The organism is Rhizobium acidisoli (genome assembly GCF_002531755.2).
Lineage (GTDB): Bacteria > Pseudomonadota > Alphaproteobacteria > Rhizobiales > Rhizobiaceae > Rhizobium > Rhizobium acidisoli.
The window spans coordinates 293,072-312,843 of record NZ_CP034999.1 but is presented as its reverse complement, the minus strand read 5'-3'; the positions used below and the strand labels follow the sequence as shown (position 1 = coordinate 312,843).

Below are 19,772 nucleotides of genomic sequence, written 5' to 3'. Positions count from 1 at the left end.
GGTCCGATGAGCATCAATCGACGCCGATTCAACCAATTGCTGCTGTTGTCGACGGCCGGCACACTGTTGCCGTCCCTCGGCGCCAAAGCGAACCAGGAGACGCCGCAGAGCGGGGGAACACTCAATTTCATCGTCGAGCCGGAGCCGCCGACAATTCTTGCGCTGGCGCATACGGCAGGCGGCACCCAGAAGGTCAGTCCCAAGATCACCGAGGGACTTCTAACCTATGATTTCGACCTGACGCCGAAGCCGCAGCTGGCGACCGAGTGGTCGATCGCCGATGACGGGCTGAGCTACACCTTCAAACTTCGCCCGAATGTCAAATGGCACGATGGTAAGCCTTTTACTGCAGACGACGTCGCCCATTCCATCGAGCTTCTCAAACAGGTTCATCCGCGAGGTCGGGGAACTTTTGCCAATGTCACGAAGGTCGAGACGCCGGATCCTCTGACGGCCGTCATCCGCCTTTCCAAACCGGCACCCTATCTGCTGCGGGCGCTCTATGCGGCGGAATCGCCGATCGTGCCGAAGCATATCTACGACAATGTCGCGATTTCAGACGTGCCGGTCAATCCGAACGGCAGCGCACCGATCGGCACCGGTCCCTTCGTCTTCAAGGAATGGGTGCGCGGTTCGCATATCATCCTGGAGCGCAATCCCAACTACTGGGACGCCGGCAAGCCCTATCTCGATCAGATCGCCATCCGTTTCGTGCCGGACGGCGCAGCGCGCGCGGCCGGATTCGAGACCGGCGAGTTTGACATCGGCGGCGATAATCCGATACCGCTTAGCGATCTCGAGCGGATCAAGGCCTTGCCGAATATCAGCGTCGATTCCCGCGGCTACGAAACCAAGGGTGACCTGACCCAGCTGATCTTCAATCTCGACAACGAGTATCTGAAGGACGTCAAAGTCAGACGCGCGATTGCCCACGCCATCGACCTCGACGTCATCCTGAACACCGTCTGGTATGGCTACGGCCATATCTCTCCGACACCGATCAGCGTCTTCCTGCCGCGCTACTACGATCCATCGATCAAACCCTACGCCTTCGACCTCAAGGCTGCCGAACAACTGCTCGACGAGGCCGGCTACAAGCGCGGCGCCGACGGCATCCGTTTCAAGCTGCGGCTGACCCACAATTCCTACAATGACGGTTTCAAGCGCGTCATCGAATATCTGAAGCAGAACCTGGCGCGCATCGGCATTGCCGGAACGATCGATTCCTATGATTTCTCGACCTATATTCAGAAAGTCTACAAGGAGCGCGTCTTCGACGTAACGGCCGAATACCTCGGCAACCAGTTCGATCCGACGCTCGGCGTGCAGCGCGTCTATTGGTCGAAGAATTTCAAACTCGGCCTGCCCTTCTCCAATGCCAGCCACTATGCCAATCCCGAGGTTGATCGTCTTCTGGAAGCGGCGTCGGTTGAAATCGACGAGGACAAGCGTAAGCAGGAGTTCAATGCCTTCCAGAAGATCATCGCTGACGAGGTTCCAGTCGTGAACCTCATCGCACTCGAGAACGTCACGGTCTTCAACAAGCGTGTGAAGAACCACACGATCGGCGCCGAGGGCGTTCAGGCGAATTTCGCCGAGGTCTATATCAAGGACGGGCAAGGCTGAGCGGGCAATAGCGGCCGCCTGCAAGATAAAAGGGGCGCATCGGCAGATGCGCCCCTTTTATCGTGTGCCGGATGACGCCGTCAGGACGCGGCCCGAGCAGGCGTGAACTTCAACAGGATACGATCCGCGAGCGCGATCGCCTGCGTTCGCTGCTCCGTGATCGAACTCGACTCCCAGGCAACGCCGCGCAGCGGATGGCCGATGGCGCTGAGGTTGCGGTGGACACGTCCCTCCTCATCGATGAGATCGCCCTCCGGCGTGGCGTCGATGCCGAAGCCGGTGGAATGCGGACGCACCTCGCCGCCGGCAAGAAGCTGGCGTATGAACGGATCGGAGATGCGACGCCAGTCGTGCAGCTGGTGGCCGCGGCAATCAATCACGCCATCGAACACCTGTCTTTCGGTGCCGGCCCGCGTCTTCAACCGCGCGGCGATGCCTTTCCTGTCGACGGTCAGATCGATGAGACGCGCCACGCCGTGAGACAGTCGGCCTTGCGAAAGAACCGTCTCGACGATCCGGTTGCTCTCGGGAGCGGAGCGGTGCGCCGTCACCTCCCAGAATGCCCGGAGGTGGCGGGTGAAACGCAGCCTTTCCCGATCACTCGCCTTCTGCCAGAGAGACAGGATGTGCGGGCGGATGGCGAGCGGCAGGCCTTGCCAGTCGCCGCCGCTCGCCGCGATCGCACGCCGCTCGGTCTTGACAAGCGATAGCAGAGACCGGGCGGTCGAGGGCAGCGGTTTGTCGGCGAGGAAGTCTCGTGCCGCTGCGACATCCCGTCTGCCTTCGACGAACTGGCCGCGCCGCGATATCACTTTGTAGCGGCCCAGGAAGCCTCTTGCCTCCATGCTGGCGATGGCATCGACCATCGAAAGGCTTGCGCCGATGAGCAGGATTTCCGCGCAGTCCTGAAGCCGGTCGAGTGCCGCCGCATCCCAGGGATTGACAGCAAAACGCGGATGGCCGGCAACCGCGCTCCCATGCGCGGCCGGATCCGGGGCAAAAACGCCGAGCGCCAGCACCGCCTCGTCCGCTTCGACCACCGTGCCGTCGCTTGTGGAAACCCGAATCCGATGCGGGGTGGACGACAGCGTTGACGCCGAGGCGCGAATATGGCGCAAGCTCGACCCGAACCTGGCTTCGCCGACGGCACGCTTCAGCTCATCGCGCACATAGGTTCCATAGAGATAACGCGGCGGACAGCTCGAGCCGATATTCTCCGGCGACAGCCAGCCGTTGGCCCCGGCCTTTTCCGACAGCCATCGCGACAGATGCCCGGGATCGTCGGCATAGAGCGAGAAATTGTCCGCCGGTCCGTTGACCAGATGTACGGGGTCGGTCGTGCTGTAAGCGACGCCGCGACCGAGCTCTTCGCGCCGTTCAATGATGGTGATGGCGAGCGGCACTGCCGTTCGATCGAGGAGGTTGAGCGCCGTCAACGCCCCCGCAAAACCGCCGCCGACGATCACGATGGAATGGTGGGGACTATGATCGATGCGCATGAACACTCCTTCCTGCCAGCTGCAGGGGATTAGATCGGAATATGGAAGCAAAGGATGACCGTCCCTTCCCGGCCCATTACTCTGCCGCGACAACACGCGCCTGGCGCGCCGCGATGCCCGCTTTGACCAGCGGCGCGACATCGCGCCCGTAGGCGACGGTATCCTCGGTCGGATAGAACCCGCGCATCAGGAAGTTGGAGACGCCAGCGTCATAATAGTCGAGGATCGCCTCGGCGACCTGGTCGGGCGTGCCGACAAGGGCCGTCGAGTTGCCGCCGGCCCCGCTTGCCGCTGCAACCTCCCTCCAGAGCCGCTTGTCGAGAACCCTGCCGCGCGCCGCGGCCTCGCGAAGCCGAACCGAACCCACATTGGATGGCAGCTTTTCGCCATTGCCGCCCGGCCGCGCGATTGATTTCACCCGCTCGAGGATGGCGTCAGCCTTTTCCCATGCCTTGTCCTCGGTTTCGGCAACGACGATGCGGAAGGCGAGCGTGAAGCGAATGTCGCCGGCCCGACCGAAAGGCGCTGCCGCTTCCCGTATCTTGCCGATCGTCTCATGCACGCCGTCCAGCGGCTCACCCCAGAGCGCATAGATATCGGCGTGCTTGCCCGCCACCTTGAAGGCTGCCTCCGACGAGCCACCGAAAGAGATCGGGATGCGCTGGCCGCGGACTGGCTTGACCTGCGAAAGTGCACCTTTGAATTTGTAGAATTCGCCCTCGTGGTCGAAAGGCTCCTCGCTTTCCCAGACCTTCTTGAGCACGGTCAGATATTCGTCGGTGCGCTCGTGGCGTCGGTCGTGATCGAGGAAATCGCCATCGCGCTGCTGGTCCGCGTCGGAGCCTCCGGTGATGATATGGACCCAGAGCCGGCCGTCGGAAAACTGATCGAGCGTCGCGAGCTGACGGGCAGCCAGGGTCGGCGCCATGAAGCCGGTGCGGTGGGCCAGAAGCGCGCCGATGCGGCTTGTGTGGGAAAAGACATGAGCGGCGATCTGGTTGTTGTCCGGCCAGGTCGAGAAAGCGCCGATCAGCAATCGGTCTATACCGGCCTCTTCAGCCGCCCGGGCATGTCTCAGGATATAGTCCTTGTCGATGACAGGCCCCTGCGGTGGCACGATATCCGAACCTTCGCGGTTCGAGACATGCCCCATGAATTCCGAAGTCATGAAATAGCCTTTCCCAGCAGGCGACGGGGCTAGAAGACCCTGCCTTCCTCCAGATGCGTCGTCGTGCCGTTGATGTAATAGTCGCCGACCACGCGCGCCTTGTGCAGCAGCGGATTGTGGTTCAGGACCGTACGGATATTGCGCCAGTGCCGGTCGAGATTGAGATGACGGGAGGTGGCCGAACCGCCGCCGAGTTCGAAGACATTGGTGGCCGCGGCAAGGGCGATCTGCGAGGCGACGATCTGTGTGCGTGCCGTCGTCAGCGCACTTTCGATCAGCGCCGCTTCCAGTCCGTCCGGATCTCCGGTGCCGAAGGCCTCGACTGAGCGGTCGAGCGCGCGGGCGCTCTCGCGGATCAGCGTGTCGACGGCAAACGAGCCGGCGGCGATCTCGCCCAATATCTTTTGAACGAAGGGATCGGCATTGGCGGTTTCGGCTGCACTATGGGCGGCGGAGCGCGCCTGCCGGCGCACGTAGTCGGTGCCCTCGGCGACGGCACCGCGGACGGCGCCGGCCATGGAAGCGGCGAGATGGAGTTGGCGCAGCGTTGAGGTGTGACGCCCGACCTGCGTGTCGAGGCCGCGCGTGGAGATTTCGTGCGGCAGCACTTCGACATCGTCGAGCAGCACGCCGCCGCTTGCCGTCAGCCGCTGGCCCATCCCATCCCAGTCGTCGAGGATGGTGATGCCCTTGCGGTCGACCGGCAGGAGGAGGCTGACGAGCTGATCCTCCTCGTTCCATGCGCTGAACGAGGCAAAATCGGAAAAAGCGGTCCCCGTCGCGTACCACTTGCGGCCGTTGAGGCGAAAGCTGTCGCCGGATTTCGTCAGCCGTGTCGTCACTTCGCCCGGCCGTTTGGTGCCCTGCTCGGTGTGCGCTCCGCCAAAAAGCTTGCCGGCAAGCACACGTCCGAGCTGGGTGCGGTCGATTGCCGTATTCGGATTAAGAAGTAGGCTTTCGGTGAAATTGAAATGGCTGCGGAGCGCATGGGCGACATTCGAGTCGGCCGCGCCGAGCGCCATGATCGTCTCGATATAGTCGACGACGGATCCCCCCGGCCCGCCGAGCGAAACCGGAATGCGCAGCGTCCCGAGCCCGGCCTCCTTGAACTGACGAAAGGCCTCGAAGGGCAGCTCGCGCTCGAGATCGCGCTTCGCCGCTTCCCTGGCAATTTCGGCCGCAAGCTCCGGCACCTTGGCGAGCAGCGCGGCAAGATCGGTTGTAGCGGACCCGGAAACGGGGGACAGGGCGGTGTTCGGCATGCGGCGGAAACCTTCTCGGCACCAACTGGAAAGACAGGCTGGATCCGCGATCGGCGGTCCAGTCTGGGCTGTCAGGCAACAGCGCGCGTCAGCGGCACGACATTGTCGGCGCCGGACGCCGGGCTGCGCGGCACGCGGCCTTCGACCGGATGGCTCGGATCGTTGAAACCGGGCGTCGAGGGGTGGCCGGTCGCCACCAGCCGATCGACCAGCGCCTCGTCCTCGGCATCGAGCTTGACGTCGAGCGCCCTGACGTAACTGTCCCAGTGTTCTTCGGTGCGCGGACCGGTGATAGCAGCCGAGATCAGTTTGTTGTTCAGCACCCAGGCCAGAGCAAATTCGGTCGGGCTGATGCCCTTGCGGGTCGCGTGCGCTGCGATCTCCTTCGCAATGGCGATCGATTCCGGACGCCATTCGGTCTCCAGAATGCGCTTGTCGCCGCGGCCGGCACGGGTATCCGCGGCCGGCTCCTTGCCGGGCTCGTATTTGCCGGTCAGCACTCCGCGGGCGAGCGGCGAATAGGAAACGGCACCAAGACCGTAATATTGCGCGGCAGGAAGCTGCTCGGCCTCGGCGGTGCGGTTGACGATATTGTAGAGCGGCTGGCTTGCCACCGGACGATCGATGCCGAGCTGATCGGCAAGATGCGAGATCTCTGCAATGCGCCAGCCGCGGAAGTTGGAAACGCCGAAATAGCGCAGCTTGCCGGCGCGGATGAGGTCGGCGATGGCGCGCACCGGTTCTTCCAGCGGCGCATCGAAGACGGCGCGGTGGAAATAGAGGATGTCGATATAGTCGGTGTTGAGGCGGCGCAGCGAATTCTCGACCGTCTCGATCACCCATTTGCGCGAATGGCCGCCGAGGTTCGGTCCCTTGGTATGGGAATTGACGAATTTGGTCGCCAACACCCAATGATCGCGATGCGCCTTGATACCGCGCCCGACCACCTCTTCGGACTTGCCGTCGTGATAAACGTCGGCGGTATCGATGAAGTTGATCCCCTGCTCGCGCGCCTTGTCGATGATTCGGAAGGCGATGTCATCCGGTGTCGGCCCACCGAACATCATCGTTCCCAAGCTGAGCGGCGAGACTTTCAGCGCGCTGCGTCCGAGATAGCGATAATCGACCATTTCATTCTCCATTCATTGAGCGTGGTGACAGGCAACGGCGTGGCCGCCTGCGAGTTGGCGGAAGATTGGATCCTCGGTCCGGCAAATGCCGGTGGCCAGCGGACAGCGGATGTGGAAACGACAGCCAGCCGGTGGATTGTGCGGGCTCGGCAGATCGCCGGTAATGGGAGCCGCCTGCTTGCGGCGGCTTGGGTCGGGAACGGCGGCAAGCAGCGCCTGCGTATAGGGGTGCTTCGCGCCGCGCCAGAGATCGCTCGTCGCCGCACTTTCGACGATCCGGCCGAGATACATGACGAGCACGCGGTCGGCGAAATAGCGGACGACCGACAGGTCATGCGAAATAAACAGGTAGGAAAGCGACAGTTCGGTCTTCATCTCGACGAGGAGATTGAGGATCTGCGCCTGGATGGAGAGATCGAGCGCGGAAACCGGCTCGTCACAAATCACCAGCTGCGGCTGCAGGATCAGCGCGCGGGCGATGCCGATGCGCTGGCGCTGGCCACCGGAGAATTCATGCGGAAAACGATCCAGCGCGTCGGCCGGCAGGCCGACATGCTCCACCATCTGGGCGGCGATCTCTTCACGCCGCTTCCGGCCGCTGACGCCATGGACGGCGAGCGGCGCCGTCAGGATCGTGCGGATCGTCTGGCGCGGATTGAGCGAAGCGAAGGGATCCTGGAAGATCATCTGAACGCTGCGGCGGATCGACTGCAATTCCTTCGACGACATCGCCGACTTGCCGAGCGTCGACTTGCCGCAGCCGGATTCCCCGACCAAAGCCACCGTTTCACCCTCAGCAATCTCCAGCGATACGCCGTCGACGGCCCTGACCGTACCGGCAGCCCCAGGATAATGGGTCGAGAGATTATCGACCGACAGAAGCGACATGGGCTACCTCCGAAGGGATCGGAACATAGGGGCAGGCGACCTGCCGCTCGGCGGAAACCGACAGCAGTTCAGGCACGGCAAAAGCGCAGGCCGGCCGGGCGACCGGACAACGCGGGCGAAAGGAGCAGCCTCTTTCGCCCGACGCCGAGATGATCGAACCCGGAATTTCCGAAAGCGGGCCGTCGCTATAGTGATAGTCGGCCTTCAGCCGGGGCGAGGCGGCGAGCAGCCCGCGCGTATAGGGATGGTATGGGGTGTCGAAAACGGGGCCCGGAAAGCCTTCCTCGATTTTACGTCCGGCATACATGACGACGACGCGATCGGCCCATTGCGCCACGATGCCAAGGTCGTGGGTGATGAGGATGACGGCCATGTTCAGCTTGACGCGGAGATTGTCGAGCAACTGCAGCACTTGCGCCTGGATCGTCACGTCGAGTGCGGTCGTTGCTTCATCGGCGATCAGCAGCTTCGGATTGCAGGCAACCGCAATCGCAATCATCACCCGCTGGCGCATGCCGCCGGAGAGTTGGTGAGGATAGTCATCGATGCGCCGGGCAGGTTCCGGGATGCTGACGAGCTCCAGCAGTTCGATCGCCCTCGCGCGGGCATGCCGGCGGCTGAGATCCTCGTGGATGCGCAGCACCTCGACAATCTGATCGCCAATCGTCAGCACCGGATTGAGCGAAGTCATCGGTTCCTGAAAGATCATCGCGATGTCGCGGCCGCGAATGCGCCGCAGGTCCCTCTCGCGGAGCGACAGCAGATCGCGGCCGTCGAAAGAAATCTGTCCGCCGGCCCGCGCCTGCCTCGGCAAAAGCCCCATCAGCGCCAATGCCGTGAGCGACTTTCCTGATCCGGATTCGCCGACGATCGCCAGCATCTCGCCGGGATTGGCGGTAAAGCTCACGCCCTTGACCGGTTCGGCGGAGGGAAAGCGAACCGCGGACATCTAGCAAGGCCGCCATCAGCGCTCCTCCGAAAAACGTGGATTGAGCGCGTCATTGAGGCCGTCGCCGATCAGGTTGAGGGCAAGCACGGTGAAGACGATCGCCAGGCCTGGCAGGGCCGTGAGGTACCATGCGGTGCGGATCACGTCCCGGCCGGCGCCGATCATCGACCCCCAGGAGATGCGATTGGGATCGCCAAGTCCCATGAAGGAGAGCGCCGACTCCATCAGGATTGCGCTCGCCACCATGACCGACGAGGTGACGATCAGCGGCGGCAGCGCGTTGGGCAGGATTTCCCGAAAGATGATGCGCGCATGGCCAAAACCGAGGCTGCGAGCGGCAAGCACGTAGTCTTTCTCCCGGATCGCGCGGAATTCCGCCCGGGTCAGCCGCGCCACGGTCGGCCAACTGACGGTGGCGATGGCCACCGTCACTGTCCCGGTGGTCGGCTGCGCGATGGCGACCAGCACTACCAGCAGGACGAAGCTCGGTATCGTCTGGAAGATCTCGATGAACTTGACGAGGATGTCGTCGACAATCCCGCCGAAATAACCAGCGGTCGCACCGATCAGTATGCCTGCCGAAAGCCCGAGCAATGTCGCGGCGATGCCGACCGTCAGCGAAATGCGCGCCCCATGCAGGATACCGGCAAGCACATCGCGACCCATGGAATCCGTCCCCAGTGGGTAGGTCACGTTCTGGCCGGGCCAAAGAAACGGTCTCGCCACCATTTCCATCGGATCGCTCGGATAGATCACCGAAGCGAGGAGTGCGGAAAGGGCGACGACCAGCAGGAAAGCGACGCCGAACAGTGCATTGGGATTGGACAGGAAAACCTTGAATTCCCGGCGCAAGCCACGCCAGGCGGTGCTGCGAACGGCGGAAGCGCGCACATCCGGCGCATGGATGTGCGTCCAGCGCGGTTGGGCTGCCGGTTGGGCTGCCGGATTAGTCGCGGGCCGCGCGGTCTCCGCCCTTGCCGGCGGTTCGAGATCGATTGTCTCCGCCGCATAGGTTCCAAGTTTGTTCATCGACTTGCTCCAATTCGGGGATCGATCCAGGCCTGCAGAAGGTCGACAGCCGCATTGGCGACGATCACCATAAAGGAAGAGAGCAGCAGAATACCGAGGAGAACGCTGAAGTCGCGCGCCATGACAGCCTCGAAGGCAAGCCGGCCGAGACCCGGCCAGCTATAGACCGTTTCGACGACGACGGCGCCGCCAAGCATGCCGCCGAAGTGCATACCGGCCATCGTGGTGATCGGGATCAGCGCATTGCGCAGAATATGGCGTGTGATCAGGAAAAATGGCGACACACCCTTGGCGCGGGCCGTACGGACGAAATCCTGCGATTTCACTTCCAGCATGGCAGCGCGCGTCAGGCGCGCATAGATGGCGAGATAGAAGAGGGCCAGCGATGTGGCCGGCAGCACCATGTAGCGGACACGGTCGAAGAGCGCCGGCAGCCCGGTCAGCCGCGAACCGATGGTGCTGTCTCCGCCGCTCGGCAGCCAGCCTAGCTTGACCGAGAAGAGCAGGATCAGCATCAGCCCGATCCAGAAGCCGGGAATGGAATAGAAAAGCAACGAGACGATCGAGATCACCCGATCGGCAACCCGGCCGGAAAATGTCGCCATCAGAGAGCCGAGCAGCAGGCCGACAGTGATGGCGATCACTAGCGCGGCCAGCATCAGCATCAGCGTGCCTGGCAAACGCTGGCCGATAAGGTCGGCGACCGGCATTCCATAGCGCGGCGAAAAGCCGAGGCTAAAGTGCGCGAGATTGTTTAGGTAGTTAGCCAGTTGCACCAGAATCGGATTGTCGAGACCGAAACGTTCCCGCAGGGCGGCCATGGTCTCGACCGTCGCAGAGCCCGATTCAGCCGCCATCACATCCGCGGCATCACCCGGCGCGAGCTTCAGCAGAAAGAAATTCAAGACGACAATGCCCAGCATCGTCGGAATAGCCTGGAGGATCGTCTTTCTGATAGTGCGGCCGACACGCCCGTAAGCTGACATTGCCTTTTCCCCGCGTGAGAAGATTTCGGCTTCGCGATGCAATATTAGTTGACTAAATCTGTAGGTTTTGTCAAATCCGCAATTGGTAAATAATTCGAAGATGGCCAGAATTATTGGCCTCATCTGGAATTCTTTGTTGCCAATATGTCGTTCTTGGGAACGGATTATTACGGATTGCTTCCTGGCAGGTAAAAAACTCTACGAGAGGGCCTGTCCATGGAAAGTCGAAACAGCAAGGGCCGCCGGCATCCTCGCGGTCCCAGATCAGGGTTGAACCAATGGCAGTATTTCCGGCATCCTCGCGCCGCAGCTTTCTCCTCGCCTCCGTCGCCCTCGGCATAACGGCGACGGCCCGCATCCCAGCCCTGGCGGCACCGGCGCGCGGCGGTACGGCAACACTTCTGCTTTCGGCAGAACCGCCGGTGCTGACGACCATCGCCAACACGGCCTTCAACTCGGTCTATGTATCACCGAAGGTCATCGAAGGATTGCTGACCTATGACTTCGATCTCAATCCGAAGCCGCTTCTGGCGAAGGAGTGGTCGGTCAGCCAGGACGGACTGGCCTATACCTTCAAGCTACGCGACGGCGTGAAGTGGCACGATGGTCAGCCATTCACCTCGGCCGATGTCGCCTTCTCCATCAAGACGCTGAAGGAAATTCATCCGCGCGGCCGCAACACGTTCCTCAACCTGGTGGACGTCCAGACGCCCGATCCGCTCACGGCCGTGTTGAGGCTTTCCAAGCCGGCGCCCTACCTGATCACGGCGCTTGCGGCTTCCGAAACGCCGATCGTGCCGCGTCACATCTACGAAGGCACCAAAGTGGCCGAAAACCCGGCAAATCTTGCGCCGATCGGCACCGGGGCCTTCAAATTCAAGGAATGGATCCGCGGCAGCCACATCGTCTACGAGCGCAATCCGGAGTATTGGGATCAGCCGCGCCCCTATCTCGATCAGCTCATCGTCCGCTTCATTCCCGACGCCGCTGCACGCTCGATCGCCATCGAGACCGGAGAAATCGATCTTGCGCCCTCTACGCCCGTGCCGCTCAGCGACCTGGAACGCTTCAAGTCCTTCCCCGACATCGCTTTTGAACCGCGCGGTTATCAGTATGCCAACGGCATCAGCCGCGTCGAATTCAACCTCGAGCGTCCGTTCTTCAAGGATATCCGCGTGCGGCAGGCCTTCGCGCACGTCATCGACAGGAAGGTCATCCTCAATACCATCAACTACGGCTATGGCAGCGCCATTCCCGGCCCAATAAGTCCCAACCTGACGAAATGGTACGATCCGGATCTGAAAACCTATCCGATCGATCTGGCGGCAGCCGAGAAGCTGCTTGACGAGGCCGGCTACCCGCGCGGCAGCGACGGCGTTCGCGCCCGCATCAATCTCGACTATGTGCCGAGCGGAGAAAGCTACCCACGAGGCTCCGAATATATCCGCCAGGCGCTCGCCAAAGTCGGCATCGACGCGACGGTACGCAGCCAGGATTTCGCCACCTATACCAAGCGTATCTATACCGACCGCGACTTCGACTTCGCTTTCGAGGGAATGAGCAACCTCTTCGATCCGACCGTCGGCGTGCAGCGCCTCTATTGGAGCAAGAATTTCAAGCCCGGCGTCCCCTTCTCCAATGGCTCGGCCTACAGCAATCCCAAGGTCGACGCGCTTCTGGAAGCCGCGGCAGTCGAGGTCAATCCAAACAAGCGGGTGGAGCAGTGGCGCGAGATCCAGCAGATCCTCGTCGAAGACCTGCCCGCGATCGATATCGTCAGCCAGCCGGAACTGACCATCTATAACAAACGCATCGCCGACCACACGGTCGGCGGCGAAGGGGTTTCCGGCAGCCTCGCTTACGCCTATGTGGCGGCATCCTGAGCGACGAGCCAACGATCACGCGGAGGACAAGCATGTCCGTTCAACATCTTCCCGGCTCCATCGTCGGTCTGCCGAAATTCTCAGCCCCGACCGATTTTCCTGAAAGCCCGCTGTCGCAGGCTCTCAAGCAGCCGGTTCTTCTCGGCCTCTTCCTGCCGATCCAGGCGGGCGGCTGGACACAATCGACGCTCGAACGCTCGACCGACTGGCGGTTCGACTACAACAAGGCGCTCACACTCAGAGCCGAGGAACTCGGCTTCGATCTCGTCTTTGCCCTGTCGCAATGGCTGCCGAAGGGTGGTTACGGCGGCGTCTTCGATGGCCAGGCGCTCGACAGCTTCGTCTCCACGGCGGCTCTTGCCGGCCTAACCAAAAAGATCATGCTGATCTCGACCATGCACGTGCTGTACGGGCCGTGGCATCCGCTGCATCTGGCAAAGTTCGGCGCGACGCTCGATCACATCACCGGGGGCCGCTGGGGCATCAATGTCGTCACCGGTCACCGCGCGGTCGAGCACGAGATGTTCGGCTGGCCGCGCATCGAACATGACAGGCGCTACGAACTTGCGGCCGAATTCCTTGAAGTTGTGCAGCGGCTCTGGAGCGATACAGAAAACTTCTCCTTCGAAGGCGAAAGCAGCTGGAAGCTCGGCGGCGGCTTCGTGACGCCGAAACCGAATTTCGGCCGACCGATCCTCGTCAACGCCACCGGTTCGGATGCCGGCATTGCCTTTGCCGGGCGCTACTCTGACATCGTCTTCATCACCAGCCCGACGGGCGCCGACATCGACAGCGCGCTGCAGTCGCTGCCGGCCCACACAAAGCGGGTCAAGGACGCGGCGACCGACGTCGGCCGCACCGTGCGAACGCTGCTCAATCCGATGGTCATCTGCCGTCCGACCGAGAAGGAAGCATGGGACTTCGCCGACCGCATCGTCGCGCATGCCGATCAGCGTTCGCCACAAGGTTTTCAGTCATTGAATTCCGACGCGCAGGCATGGAAGGGCCGCGATCCGCAGGACGCCTATCGTTCCGTCGGCGGCAATATCAGGGTGATCGGATCACCGGAGAGTGTGGTCGACCAGTTCGTCAAGCTGAAGGCCGCCGGCGTCGACGGTCTGCAGCTGAGCTTCTTCGACTTCCGCGACGATCTCGAATTCTTCGGCAGCGAGGTGCTGCCGCTGATGAAACAGGCGGGGCTGCGCCACTGAAAGGGACGATCATGACGAGCAATGCCATTTCGGAAATCTGGTACACCCGCTGCCCGGTGCCGACGCCGGTCGGCCTCGCCGCACAGCTCGGCTTTCTCGAGGAGAGCTTCCGCGCGGAAGGGGTGGCGCTGAAATCGATCATCGACTCGCCCGATCGCAGCATCCGCCAAAGCCATTTCAACCACACGCTCGACTGGTCATTCCGCCATGGCGGCAACGTGCCGCCGATCCGCGCCCGATCGGAGGGCCGCAAGACCCGGCTGGTCGGCATTACCTGGACGGATGAGTTCCAGGCGATCATCACGCTGCCGGGGACCGGCATCAAAAGCACGAGGGATCTCAAAGGCCGCCGCTTCGGCATCGCCCGCCGTCCGGAGGGCATTGTCGACTTCATGCGGGCGACCGCGTTGAAGGGCCTCGTCTCGGCTCTTTCGCTCGAAGGGCTGGAACTTGCAGATGTCGAGGTCGTCGACATCGCGCTTGCCGATTCCGTTCTCGAGAGCCAGGAAGGTCCGTCTCTCTTCAGGTTGAAGCGTCGGCAAGCTTATGGCGACGAGATCGCTTCGCTCATTCGCGGTGAGGTGGATGCGATCTACGTCAAGGGAACGGCGGGCATCAACGTCGCCAATCTGGTCGGCGCCGTCCAGGTCGCCGAATTCGGCTTCCATCCCGACCCGAAGATCCGCATCAATTCCGGCTCACCCCGTGTATTGACGGTTGACGAACTTCTTGCTGAAGAACGTCCCGATCTGGTTCACCGGTTGCTGGAATCGATCTTCAAGGCCAGCGCCTGGGCTGAAGCGCATCCGGAAGAGACACGTCGTTTCGTTGCCCGCGAGGCCGGCGCGACCGAAGAACAGGTGCTCGCGGCCAATGGTCCGGAGGTCCACCGTCACCTCGGTCTCGGTCTGCAGCCGGAACTGGTCGAGGCCATCGGCCATTACAAGGATTTCCTGCGCGATTTCGGCTTCCTCGCTGCCGACTTTGATATAGCCGAGTGGGTCGATCACCGGCATCTTGAAGCTTTCGCCAGACGCGCCGTGGCCTGAGAAGAAAGGCGTGTGAGATCATGTTGCAGGAACCAATCGATCCCGTCGGCAAGGCGCGGCGGCTGGCCGTCGACTTCGCCGAGCGTGCGGCCCATTTCGATGCGACCGGGGAATTTCCCTTCGAGAACTTCACACATCTCTACGAGGCTGGTCTGCTCGGCCTCGTGACGGCTCGCGAACATGGCGGCTTTGACGGCGGCCTGGTCGAAGCACAGGCCGTCATCAGCGAGATCGCTCGTGGGGAACCGTCGACCGCGCTGGTGCTCGCCATGCACTACAATAGCCATTACGGCCTGCGCCGCTTCGGAAAGTGGCCGGAGCATCTGGCGCAGCGGATCTTGTCGGCCAACCGCCTCGGCCCTGCCCTCCTCAATGCCGCCCAGGCCGAACCCCGCATCGGCTCACCCGCCCATGGTGCCCTTCCCGAAACGATCGCCAGGCGCGACGGCGACCGCTGGCGGATCACCGGCCGCAAGACCTACGTCACGGGTATTCCGATCTTGAAATGGGTGTCGCTGCTGGCGCTCACCGACGAGCCGGAGCCGCGTCTGGCGTCCTTCCTCGTGCCCACCGACAGTCCCGGCCTGCGGATAGAGAAGACCTGGAACGCGGCCGGCATGCATGCGACAGCCAGCGACGACATCATTCTCGACGATGTCGTCATCCCATTTTCAGATGTGATCGAGGCCCAACCCGCATCCGAACCGATACGGCGCGAAGAACATGCGACAGCCTTCTTCTTTTCGCTGATCGGCGCCGTCTATCACGGCGTTGCCTTGTCCGCGCGCGACCGAGTGTTGTCGTTTGCCGCCCGCCATGCGCCGGCAAGCCTCGGTGCGCCAATTGCGACAGTGCCGCGCATCCAGGACGGGCTGGGCGAGATCGAAGTCCGGCTCGCGACCAGCGCCAGGCTGCTCCGATCGCTCGGCGAAGATGTCGATGCCGGCAAGACAGTCGGCATGGATGGCATGAACGTCCGCCATGTCGTCATCGACAACAGCGTGGCGGTGACGAGCCTGGCCCTTGATCTCGCCGGCAATCCCGGCCTGAACCGCGACTTCCAGCTCGAACGCCAGCATCGCGATGCGATGACCGCCCGCTCGCACGCGCCTCAGAACCACATGATCCGAACGATCGCCGCAAAGAACGCGCTTGCACGCTTGGTGGCGACGGGGATCTGACGAAGGCTGAAGATTGCGGTCGTTTCAGTCGTTCTCATCTCTAGCGCCGAAGTGTTGCGGGGACTTGCAAGGTCCCCCGGTTTTTTCATCAAGCGACCGCGCTCAGCTGCTCGGCCGAGAAATCAACCAGCAGTATCGCGATTTCAAAGCCGCGCCGTTGAAGCCAATGCGCAACGGTGCGTGCCCGCACCCCGAGCGGATCGTCGATGAGGACGACGCGCGCACCGCGAACGGCGATGGTTCGATAGGCGACGCCGAGCAACTGGCCGCCCTCCGACGAAAGCGTCCCGTCGAGATGGCTGTTTTCGAACTCCTCTGGCGTGCGCACATCAAGAAGATAGGTGGTCCTGCCCGGATCGTTCGCCCAGTTACGGGCGGTGGCAATATCAATCTCGGGAAAACGGTCATCGGCGCTCAGTGCCTGGACATGCTCGCGTGCGAAATCCAGCGCCGCTGGGCTTGCCTCGCCGTAGATACGCGTGCTGCCGGTTTCGAGTTCCAGCCCGGCGCCGGTCCAGGCCTTCGTGCCGTCATGCAGATAGGAGACCTGATTGGCGACTTTCGCATCGATCAGCGTCTGGGCGCCGAGGATTGCGCGCGGCAGCCCGGCGCAGGAGACGACGACCCTGGTCTTTTCGGATGGCACGACGTCCTTGAAGCGCAATAGTAATTCCGCGCCCGGCACGCTGATGGCGCCGGGGACATGATCGCGGCTGAATTCGGCAACGGTGCGCGTATCAATGACGACAACGTCTTCACCGGCGTCGTGCAAGCGCTTCAACTCTTCAACCGAGATGACCGGCGTGTTCTTTTCGTCGCGCACGGCACGCGAAAAATCGACGCCTGGTATGTCGAATGTCGGGAGGGAAACCTCCGCTCCCGCCGTCCAGGCGGGAATGCCGCCTTCGAGCGCGAAGACATTCGCGCGCCCTGCTTTCCCCAGTTTTTCAGCAAGCCCGGCAGCGGCGCCATCGCCGCCATCGGCAAGCACGGTGCGGACGACGGGACGCGGGACGAAGCGGCCGATTTCGCTTTCCACGAACTCAGCCGGCAAATTGGTGGCGAAGAGAGGTGATGCATAGCCGACAGCCGCCGGGTCTCGGATGTCGAATACCGCCAGTTCCTCACCATCGACGAGCCAGTTGCGGAATGTGTCTCGGGAGATTGTCTTCTGGGTCACGCTGGGCCTCCGTCACGCTTTGTTGTTGATCTCTGAAAGACATTTGGTGGGGCAGGAGAGGCGTAAACTATGTTTCCCCACCTGCGTTATCGTGGCGGCTGGCAGCATCAGCTCTCCGGGCTGAGCCATATCTGGCTGAAGCTGTTGTTGATGCCTTGCGCGCCGGGTGCGAAGTCCCTGACCTTCTTGCTTGCAATGATCTGCGAGCCGGCCGCGACCAGATCGACAGAGACGACATCTTCGTGAATGATGCGCTGGAACTGATACCAGAGGTCGCGTCGCGTCGCTTCGTCGGGCTCGACTGCCGCCGCTTCGAGAAGCCGATCCACCTCGGGATTGACGTAGTGGCTGGCGTTGGAGAAAACGAGACCGATCTTGAAGTTCTTCGACCAGTAGGCGCGCTGCACGCCGAGGCTTGGATCGAAGGTGTTCGAAAGGGATTCGATCACCAGATCCGATGCGCGATCGGTGTAAATGGTCTTAAGGTAGGTCGCGAGATCGAACTTGAGGATCTCCGCCTCGATACCGACGACGGCGAGTGATTGCTTGATGAAGTCCGCATAAGACGGCGTGAGGAACGAGTTATAGGCGAGACGAAGCTTGAAACGGCTGCCATTTGCGCCCCTGGGATAGCCGGCCCCATCCAGCAGTTTTTCCGCCAGTTTCGGATCCGGCGTCCGGGCCTTGATGCTCGGATCATACCATTTCGGCAGCGCCGTGCTGACTGGGCTCGGCGATACGGCGCCATAACCATAGAGGGCGATATCCAGCAGCTTCTGCAGATCGATGGCATGCGCGATCGCCAGCCGTACCTCGCGCTTGGTGAGAATCTCGTTCTCATAGTTGAAGAACAGCTGCTGCTGCGGACCGGAATAGGCGTAGGTCGTCGTATCGACGACCAGGTTTGGATTGGCCTTGAGGCGCTCGAGGTCCGACAAAGGCACCGGGTTGGCGCCAATGTCGATTTCACCGGTCTCGAGCGCGGCGGCACGGGCGGATGGATCGAGGATGACGCGAAGGACGACCCGGTCGAGATAGGGCTTTCCCGCGTCCCAATAGTTCGGGTTGCGGTCGAAGATCAGATGACTGCCCGGCACCCACTCCTTGAGGATGAAGGGTCCGGTTCCGATCGTCTGCGCGAGCTTGGGCTGTTCCTCCGGCTTGAAGGTTTCATAGATATGCTTCGGCACGATCGGCGATTCCGAACTGCTCAGCGCCGTGATCAGATATGGCGCGGGTTTGGAAAGGACGATAATCGCCGTATGGGGATCAGGCGTCTCGACGGCTGTCACGTTCTGATAGGTGATGCGGCCGCGCGGATGGGCTTCCTTTAATCGAAGGATCGAGAAAGCCACGTCGGCAGCGGTAAAGTCTGCACCGTCATGCCACTTTACGCCGTCGCGCAGCTTAAAGGTATAGCGCAGCTGATCATCGCTGACCGACCATTCCGTCGCCAGCAACGGAATCGGATTGAGGTCGTAGTCGAAATCGAACAGACCCTCATTGATCTTCGGTCCGATCGCCTGACCGGTGCCCGACGACGTGTTGATCGCGATCAGCGCGCTCGGATCGGGATAGTAGGCCCAGTTGAGCGTACCGCCCCTGACCGGTGTTTCGTCCAGGCTGCCGACCTCCCTGCGGATCATGCGGCGGATTTGACCGACGCGATCCTGTTCGGCGAGCCTGAAGGCTACACCATTGCATTGACCGCCTTGATCGAGTGCCATCATCAGGCCGGGCTGGGCCTCTGTCGCGCGCCAGCGCGTCATATGCAGACAGAAGGATCGGTGCCAACCTCGAGCGCCGGCGCGCCGCCACTCCACCGCATCGAAATCCGGCTTCCAGATCAGCGAACCGTAAGCAAACACCCAGAGCGGCCTGCCGAGGGATTCGCGATGCAGACGTTCGGCGAGGTTTTCCAGCTGCCCATCACTCAGCGGGATACGGCTGGGATCCGGTCCTGGGTCTGCCTCCAGCCTGAGGCAGAGTGAGACCAGCTCATCGGTCAGGGCCATCGCACTTCCACGCTGCCGGTCCAACCGTCGCCCGACACCGGCGCCTTCCGTCAGCAGATCGTTTTCGGAGATCGCTCTCATGTCAGTGGATAGTAAACTTGCTAAAATAGGCTTGCCGTTCCTTCAGGGTTCGCATCAACAGCGCAGCCTCCCTCATGATGGCGGTGAAGGTCTTGTCGTCGGCCGACGCAATGCTATCCGACATGGTCTGCAGTATGGCGACCAACTGGCCTACCGAGGCCCGCCAGCGCTCATCCCGTGTGTCGAGATCGTTGATAAATTCGCCCAGCGTCAGAACGATCTTGTCGACCATCTCGCGGCGGCGGTCCCGTGGCGTCGCTTCGCGAGGAGCATCAGCAACCAGCGCGTCTTCGATATCGCTATCGGCCATGTCGCCCACCGTATGGAGGAAGCGCCGCCTTCACGCGGTATCGGCCCCTATCTCGCCGTCCCGTGCAGGTCTCAATCATATCAATCCGATCACCAGGGCGAAGACGAAGGCAAATGAACCTATGGCCGCCAGGATATGAAGGCCGGAACATACCGATGAAAGCCAAGCGATCTCCCGGTGGCGGGAAAGGCAGCGCTCATGGTCATAGACGAGGGCCATGGATCGCTGCCTCAATACCAAAAGCCGGTCGCAGCTCTCCAAAAGGAAAGCTCGTATTCCCTGGCTGATCTTTCTTCGTCCGTCGGCGGCAATGTCTTGGACAGGC

Annotated in this window: 17 protein-coding genes; 5 read left to right on the top strand and 12 right to left on the bottom strand. The window is 62.0% G+C overall.

The annotated features are described in order from the left end of the window. Window positions 1-6: 6 nt before the first annotated feature. Window positions 7-1,626 (top strand): ABC transporter substrate-binding protein, encoded by a 1,620-nt coding sequence (locus tag CO657_RS23865; RefSeq protein WP_054185715.1) that lies wholly within the window; start codon window positions 7-9, stop codon window positions 1,624-1,626. Window positions 1,627-1,706: 80 nt separating this feature from the next. Here CO657_RS23865 and CO657_RS23860 read toward each other — a convergent pair whose 3' ends face one another. From CO657_RS23860 to CO657_RS23825, 8 genes are all read right to left on the bottom strand, one after another. Continuing rightward, entirely contained in the window at window positions 1,707-3,125 is a 1,419-nt protein-coding gene (locus tag CO657_RS23860; RefSeq protein ID WP_054185714.1) for an FAD/NAD(P)-binding protein, read from the bottom strand. 76 nt (window positions 3,126-3,201) lie between these two features. Continuing rightward, entirely contained in the window at window positions 3,202-4,293 is a 1,092-nt protein-coding gene (locus CO657_RS23855) for an LLM class flavin-dependent oxidoreductase (protein WP_054185713.1), read from the bottom strand. A gap of 29 nt (window positions 4,294-4,322) precedes the next feature. Beyond that, complete coding sequence (locus CO657_RS23850; RefSeq protein WP_054185712.1) at window positions 4,323-5,555, bottom strand: acyl-CoA dehydrogenase family protein; 1,233 nt, start codon at window positions 5,553-5,555, stop codon at window positions 4,323-4,325. A 71-nt stretch (window positions 5,556-5,626) separates the two neighbouring features. Next, window positions 5,627-6,685, bottom strand: a complete 1,059-nt coding sequence (locus tag CO657_RS23845; RefSeq protein WP_054185711.1) for an aldo/keto reductase — start codon at window positions 6,683-6,685, stop codon at window positions 5,627-5,629. Window positions 6,686-6,697: 12 nt separating this feature from the next. Beyond that, window positions 6,698-7,573 carry an ABC transporter ATP-binding protein gene (locus tag CO657_RS23840; RefSeq protein ID WP_054185710.1) on the bottom strand — a complete coding sequence of 292 codons (876 nt, stop codon included), beginning with the start codon at window positions 7,571-7,573 and terminating at the stop codon, window positions 6,698-6,700. Further along, complete coding sequence (locus tag CO657_RS23835) at window positions 7,551-8,522, bottom strand: ABC transporter ATP-binding protein (protein ID WP_054185709.1); 972 nt, start codon at window positions 8,520-8,522, stop codon at window positions 7,551-7,553. Before CO657_RS23835 ends, CO657_RS23840 begins: the two co-directional genes overlap by 23 nt. Window positions 8,523-8,537: 15 nt before the next feature. Beyond that, window positions 8,538-9,551, bottom strand: coding sequence for an ABC transporter permease (locus tag CO657_RS23830; RefSeq protein ID WP_054185708.1), 1,014 nt, complete (start codon window positions 9,549-9,551; stop codon window positions 8,538-8,540). Next, a complete protein-coding gene (locus tag CO657_RS23825; protein ID WP_054185707.1) occupies window positions 9,548-10,537 on the bottom strand; it encodes an ABC transporter permease in 990 nt (329 codons plus the stop codon). The genes CO657_RS23830 and CO657_RS23825 overlap by 4 nt, the downstream gene beginning before the upstream one ends. A gap of 278 nt (window positions 10,538-10,815) precedes the next feature. On the opposite strand from CO657_RS23825, the gene CO657_RS23820 reads away from it, so the two are divergent. From CO657_RS23820 to CO657_RS23805, 4 genes are read left to right on the top strand one after another with little or no spacing between them, the layout of a single operon-like run. After that, a complete protein-coding gene (locus tag CO657_RS23820) occupies window positions 10,816-12,420 on the top strand; it encodes an ABC transporter substrate-binding protein (RefSeq protein WP_054185706.1) in 1,605 nt (534 codons plus the stop codon). 32 nt (window positions 12,421-12,452) lie between these two features. Then, complete coding sequence (locus CO657_RS23815) at window positions 12,453-13,631, top strand: LLM class flavin-dependent oxidoreductase (protein ID WP_054185705.1); 1,179 nt, start codon at window positions 12,453-12,455, stop codon at window positions 13,629-13,631. 11 nt (window positions 13,632-13,642) lie between these two features. Then, window positions 13,643-14,680: an ABC transporter substrate-binding protein gene (locus CO657_RS23810; protein ID WP_054185704.1), complete on the top strand. Its 1,038-nt coding sequence runs from the start codon at window positions 13,643-13,645 to the stop codon at window positions 14,678-14,680. Window positions 14,681-14,700: 20 nt separating this feature from the next. Further along, window positions 14,701-15,861 carry an acyl-CoA dehydrogenase family protein gene (locus CO657_RS23805; RefSeq protein ID WP_054185703.1) on the top strand — a complete coding sequence of 387 codons (1,161 nt, stop codon included), beginning with the start codon at window positions 14,701-14,703 and terminating at the stop codon, window positions 15,859-15,861. 88 nt (window positions 15,862-15,949) lie between these two features. Here the strand turns inward: CO657_RS23805 and CO657_RS23800 are convergent, their stop codons facing one another. From CO657_RS23800 to CO657_RS36890, 4 genes are all read right to left on the bottom strand, one after another. Then, window positions 15,950-17,041 (bottom strand): rhodanese-like domain-containing protein, encoded by a 1,092-nt coding sequence (locus tag CO657_RS23800; protein ID WP_054185702.1) that lies wholly within the window; start codon window positions 17,039-17,041, stop codon window positions 15,950-15,952. 107 nt (window positions 17,042-17,148) lie between these two features. Then, a complete protein-coding gene (locus tag CO657_RS23795) occupies window positions 17,149-19,056 on the bottom strand; it encodes an ABC transporter substrate-binding protein (RefSeq protein WP_164918684.1) in 1,908 nt (635 codons plus the stop codon). A gap of 82 nt (window positions 19,057-19,138) precedes the next feature. Then, complete coding sequence (locus tag CO657_RS23790; RefSeq protein ID WP_245293050.1) at window positions 19,139-19,447, bottom strand: hypothetical protein; 309 nt, start codon at window positions 19,445-19,447, stop codon at window positions 19,139-19,141. Between the two features lie 75 nt (window positions 19,448-19,522). Beyond that, entirely contained in the window at window positions 19,523-19,666 is a 144-nt protein-coding gene (locus CO657_RS36890) for a hypothetical protein (RefSeq protein WP_156339803.1), read from the bottom strand. Window positions 19,667-19,772: the final 106 nt, after the last annotated feature.

Bases quoted from the DNA above. Each gene is read 5' to 3' on its own strand.
- CO657_RS23865 (WP_054185715.1), top strand. From the start codon at position 7: ATGAGCATCAATCGACGCCGATTCAACCAATTGCTGCTGTTGTCGACG.
- CO657_RS23820 (WP_054185706.1), top strand. From the start codon at position 10,816: ATGGCAGTATTTCCGGCATCCTCGCGCCGCAGCTTTCTCCTCGCCTCC.
- CO657_RS23805 (WP_054185703.1), top strand. From the start codon at position 14,701: ATGTTGCAGGAACCAATCGATCCCGTCGGCAAGGCGCGGCGGCTGGCC.
- CO657_RS23840 (WP_054185710.1), bottom strand. From the start codon at position 7,573: ATGTCGCTTCTGTCGGTCGATAATCTCTCGACCCATTATCCTGGGGCT.
- CO657_RS23860 (WP_054185714.1), bottom strand. From the start codon at position 3,125: ATGCGCATCGATCATAGTCCCCACCATTCCATCGTGATCGTCGGCGGC.
- CO657_RS23795 (WP_164918684.1), bottom strand. From the start codon at position 19,056: ATGGCCCTGACCGATGAGCTGGTCTCACTCTGCCTCAGGCTGGAGGCA.
- CO657_RS23815 (WP_054185705.1), top strand. From the start codon at position 12,453: ATGTCCGTTCAACATCTTCCCGGCTCCATCGTCGGTCTGCCGAAATTC.
- CO657_RS23825 (WP_054185707.1), bottom strand. From the start codon at position 10,537: ATGTCAGCTTACGGGCGTGTCGGCCGCACTATCAGAAAGACGATCCTC.
- CO657_RS23835 (WP_054185709.1), bottom strand. From the start codon at position 8,522: ATGTCCGCGGTTCGCTTTCCCTCCGCCGAACCGGTCAAGGGCGTGAGC.
- CO657_RS23830 (WP_054185708.1), bottom strand. From the start codon at position 9,551: ATGAACAAACTTGGAACCTATGCGGCGGAGACAATCGATCTCGAACCG.
- CO657_RS23810 (WP_054185704.1), top strand. From the start codon at position 13,643: ATGACGAGCAATGCCATTTCGGAAATCTGGTACACCCGCTGCCCGGTG.
- CO657_RS23845 (WP_054185711.1), bottom strand. From the start codon at position 6,685: ATGGTCGATTATCGCTATCTCGGACGCAGCGCGCTGAAAGTCTCGCCG.
- CO657_RS23855 (WP_054185713.1), bottom strand. From the start codon at position 4,293: ATGACTTCGGAATTCATGGGGCATGTCTCGAACCGCGAAGGTTCGGAT.
- CO657_RS23850 (WP_054185712.1), bottom strand. From the start codon at position 5,555: ATGCCGAACACCGCCCTGTCCCCCGTTTCCGGGTCCGCTACAACCGAT.
- CO657_RS23790 (WP_245293050.1), bottom strand. From the start codon at position 19,447: ATGGCCGATAGCGATATCGAAGACGCGCTGGTTGCTGATGCTCCTCGC.
- CO657_RS36890 (WP_156339803.1), bottom strand. From the start codon at position 19,666: ATGGCCCTCGTCTATGACCATGAGCGCTGCCTTTCCCGCCACCGGGAG.